2 protein-coding genes and 1 pseudogene are annotated in these 2,622 nt (G+C 49.4%); all 3 read left to right on the top strand.

The window, feature by feature from the left end:
• The coding region (locus ACGF7G_RS22000) for a DUF637 domain-containing protein (protein ID WP_387468393.1) at positions 1–1,655 on the top strand (1,655 nt) is incomplete at its 5' end.
• Between the two features lie 8 nt (positions 1,656–1,663).
• Positions 1,664–2,101: a hypothetical protein gene (locus ACGF7G_RS21995; RefSeq protein WP_133816008.1), complete on the top strand. Its 438-nt coding sequence runs from the start codon at positions 1,664–1,666 to the stop codon at positions 2,099–2,101.
• Positions 2,102–2,622 (top strand): annotated as a pseudogene (locus ACGF7G_RS21990) (DUF637 domain-containing protein); the annotation flags it as partial.

Genomic DNA, 2,622 nt, shown 5'->3' with positions numbered 1-2,622 from the left:
TGACGGTGGAAGCGGCGGACAGCCTCAGTGTGGATGTAAAGGTGAAAGCGGGGCAATTACTGGAAGACGCGTTAGGGGAACTCGGTCACACCCCCGGGACCGAATGGTTGAACAATCTGCAAGACCGCAACGATGTCCAGTGGAACATAGTGAAGGACGCTTACAGCCGTTGGGACCAAAAAAGCACCCGCTTAAACCCGGTCGCAGGGGCTGTGATTGCGATTGCGGTCGCGGCGGTCACTGCGGGCTCTGGCCTGGCGGCCTGGGCGGGAAGCGGCGCGGTGGGGGCGACCGGTGCCACCGGGGCTACAGCGAGCGCGGTTTATGGGGCAGCGTATGGCGGAATGATCGGGCTAGCCTCGCAGGCGGCGGTGGCCTTAATTGAAAATAAAGGCAATCTCACCCAGACACTGTCAACCTTAGCGCAGCGCGATTCAGTCAAATCTCTCGTGACACAAATCACCGTGGGTGGGGCATTAGGGGGATTGGACCACACGATGGGGTGGGGAAAACTGGTCGAAGGAAAAACCGTGGTCGATCCCCTAAAAGTGCAACTGCCCTTATTGAGTCAGAATAATTGGCGTCAGGTGGCCCAGCGTGTGGCAGCACAATCCGTCGTGAGTTCAACATTGGGCACCGCTATTCATGGCGGCAGCTTGACGGACAATCTGCAAACCGCGTTGTTGAGCAATATCGGTAGCCAGATTAACGCGGAAGGGGCCGGGCTGATTGGGAATAACGGAGAAATTTTGGGGGTGCCCGGTAAAGCGATTAGCCATGCGGCGGTGTCTGCCTTGGCGGCGGAGATTGGCGGTGGAAATGCCAAAGGGGCAGCGGTGGGGGCGTTAGCTGCGGAACTGGCGGCGATAACGCTGGATAAAACCTTTAGCGACCCGATGAACATTCAGGCGGGTGGCAAAATCATCGGCGGCGTGGCGGGTGCGATTGCGACAAACAGCGCAGCAGGTGCTAACAGTGGTGCCCATGCCGGGGAAATAGTCATTGTCTACAATTCACTGGCTCATCTTCTGGCCGCCGCCGAGAAAGAAAAGTCAGGAACACTCAAAACCTACGAGGAAAAAAAGCAAGCCTTTTGTCAGCAGTCACCGGAGGCGTGCAAACAAGCCGGAGAGATTATCGGTTTTGGTACTGACTTCGTGCCGGTTGTTGGGGATATCAAAGGTTTTGTTGAAGCTGAGAGTGCGTTAGATTATTTGGTCGCCGCGATAGCTATTATTCCCGGTGCAGGTGATGCCGCAGGGAAGGCTATCAAGGCAGCAGAAAAATCGCTGACTAAAGGTGATGTAACAGAAGCTTCCAGGCTGATTAATAAAGCCAGTGATGAAATAAAAGTTAAGTGGATTGATGAAAATGCAGAGAAAAATGCTAGTGCTAGAAAGGGAACAAGTGCAAATAATCCCCTTGGTTTAGGCTCTACTGGACGCAATACTCCTGCAAATTTGAATGAAAAATTAGCACTTGAGCAAGCTATATCCAATCCTAATTCGGGACGGCAGCTCCCTGTTCCTATGACTGATAAACGTTGGCCTGCATCAGATGGTTGGGTAAAAATGTCTCAAAATATTAACGGAATAGAAGTCCACTATGTAAGGAATACAAAGACAGGAGCTATTGATGATTTTAAATTTAAGTGAGTATTTTTATGTTAATTAAATGTATTTTTAATTCGGGAAAAAATTTACCTGATGATAGCCGTTGTTTTAGCGAAACTGATGAAACAGACTATTCTTTTTTGAAGATTGGAACTGAATATGTAGTTTATGGTTTGATGTTGCTTTCATGTCGAATCGATTATTTAATCTGCCCTAATAAAGGTAACCCTGTATGGATTCCTGCTAATTTATGCGAGATTAAAGACGGTAAGTTGTCTTCTAATTGGTCGATTTGTATAACTCATTTAAGTGATGACTATAAAATCTTATCTGATAATTTTAAGATACAATCGCTTATAGGTTATTCTGAGTTAGTTACATCTATCTCTCATTACATAGGTATTATTGAGAGAGAATCAGAGGATCTAGAAGCTTTTTTTCTCGAAAAGCAAAAAATTGATGGCGAATTTGCCTATACAATTGGCTGAAATGGCGGCAGTTTTACGGACAATCTGCAAACCGCGTTGTTGAGCAATATCGGTAGCCAGATTAATGCGGAAGGGGCCGGGCTGATTGGGGATAACGGGGAAATTTTGGGGGTGCCCGGTAAAGCGATTAGCCATGCGGCGGTGTCTGCCCTGGCGGCGGAGATTGGCGGTGGAAATGCCAAAGGGGCAGCGGTGGGGGCGTTAGCTGCGGAACTGGCGGCGATAACGCTGGATAAAACCTTTAGCGACCCGATGAACATTCAGGCGGGTGGCAAAATCATCGGCGGCGTGGCGGGTGCGATTGCGACAAACAGCGCAGCAGGTGCTAACAGTGGTGCCCATGCCGGGGAAATAGTCATTGTCTACAATTCACTGGCTCATCTTTTGGCCGCCGCCGAGAAAGAAAAGTCAGGAACACTCAAAACCTACGAGGAAAAAAAGCAAGCCTTTTGTCAGCAGTCACCGGAGGCGTGCAAACAAGCCGGAGAGGTTATCAGTTTTGGTACTGACTTCGTGCCGGT

The organism is Photorhabdus sp. RM323S (genome assembly GCF_042879375.1).
Lineage (GTDB): Bacteria > Pseudomonadota > Gammaproteobacteria > Enterobacterales > Enterobacteriaceae > Photorhabdus > Photorhabdus tasmaniensis.
Note: the sequence above shows the minus strand (reverse complement) of the source record. Positions and strands in the feature narration are given on the sequence as shown.